Origin of the sequence: Chitiniphilus eburneus (assembly GCF_005048205.1) — a bacterium.
Lineage (GTDB): Bacteria > Pseudomonadota > Gammaproteobacteria > Burkholderiales > Chitinibacteraceae > Chitiniphilus > Chitiniphilus eburneus.
Map to the genome: position 1 here is coordinate 1 of NZ_SUMF01000087.1, position 667 is coordinate 667.

The following is a 667-nucleotide window of genomic DNA, read 5'->3' on the forward strand; positions in this document are numbered from 1 at the left end:
CCATGGTGCGTTGCAGGCGGCCGAGGGCGTCGTAGTCGTAGTAGGTGCTGACGGTGGGCTGGTGCGCGGGCAGTGCGCCTGGTACTGCTGTTGGGGTGGGCGTAACAACCGGTGTGGGTGTAGGCGTCACGACCGGCGTCGGACTTGGTGTGGGTGTGGGTGTCACGACCGGGGTAGGCGTCGGCGTTGGCACCTCGGTCGGGGGGGGCGTCACCACCGGCGCTGGCGTCACGCTGGCGCAAGCTCCCAGCAGGCGCCACGGGCCGTAAGGCCCCGATTGCGTGGGATCGTCACCCTTGGTCCACCATTTGGCTTGGTAGCGTTGCTGCTGGTGGCTGATGATCTCGCTGCCGGTATAGATCGTGCCGGCTTGCCAGGCCGGTTCGCAGGTCTCGGCGGCCCAGGTGGGGGACACGCTCGGCGGCAACAGCCAGGGCGTGGCGCCAAGCAGTGCAGCGGCAAGCACGGCGTGCCGCATCGGCCTGCGGCAACGCCGCAGGCTGGTGGAAATCAAGTTCATCACAGTTTTTCTCACTTCTTTTTTTTTTGATGGGGCCGATGGCTCAAGGCTTGGCGGGCAGCGGGCTGGCCTTGGCCTGTTGGGCGCTTTGTTGGGCGGCGGCGAGCACGCCGGCCGGGTCGTTGCGGTCTTCGCGTTTGATGTTGC

General features: G+C 66.9%; 1 protein-coding gene. It reads right to left on the reverse strand.

Going from position 1 to position 667, the window contains the following annotated elements:
* Nucleotides 1-520: carbohydrate-binding protein (locus tag FAZ21_RS20075; RefSeq protein WP_246038799.1), on the reverse strand; the 520-nt coding region annotated here is incomplete at its 3' end.
* Nucleotides 521-667: the final 147 nt, after the last annotated feature.